Source organism: Flagellimonas alvinocaridis (assembly GCF_004916895.1).
Classification (GTDB): Bacteria; Bacteroidota; Bacteroidia; order Flavobacteriales; family Flavobacteriaceae; genus Flagellimonas; species Flagellimonas alvinocaridis.
Map to the genome: position 1 here is coordinate 1 of NZ_SNTZ01000056.1, position 628 is coordinate 628.

General features: G+C 44.4%; 2 tRNA genes. Both read right to left on the bottom strand.

What is annotated here, in order from left to right:
• Positions 1 to 241: 241 nt before the first annotated feature.
• Positions 242 to 315, bottom strand: a tRNA-Ala gene (locus tag EZV76_RS16875).
• 166 nt (positions 316 to 481) lie between these two features.
• Positions 482 to 555 (bottom strand) — tRNA-Ile (locus tag EZV76_RS16880).
• Positions 556 to 628 lie beyond the last annotated feature (73 nt).

The following is a 628-nucleotide window of genomic DNA, read 5'->3' on the forward strand; positions in this document are numbered from 1 at the left end:
ATACGCCCTTCTTTTGCTTGTCGCATCATGTGCCTAAGCACATATGCCCTCTCGTAATCCTTATATATTCTATTCTACTTCGTGTTTCTTCTTTTGACTTCGCCATGATGGTATGACCATCACGCTCCGTCCCAATATGTCAATGAACCTTGTGCCAAACCAGGTTTGGCATCCCTCCGGGAAAATTACCGACCTTGATCGGTGAAGTCCCTTTGAGATCCCCGCATCCGCGGGGAAAATGTGGAGAATATCGGAGTCGAACCGATGACCTCCTGCGTGCAAGGCAGGCGCTCTAGCCAGCTGAGCTAATTCCCCGTTTCAGTCAGCAGTTATCAGTTAACAGTTAACGGTTTTGATAACGTGCTCACCATTACGTGACAATCACCCAACTTCTAAAATTTCCTTCAGTATTTCTTAATGAACTTTTCAAAACTTTAAACTTTTAAACTTAAAACTTTGAACTTGCAGCTTTGCTGCCCAGTAGTCTCAGGCAGACTCGAACTGCCGACCTCTACATTATCAGTGTAGCGCTCTAACCAGCTGAGCTATGAGACTGTCTTGGCCAAAATTGCCTATATCACAAAAAACATATCATAAACGACAGCACAAAGATCTTTAGGACCACCTC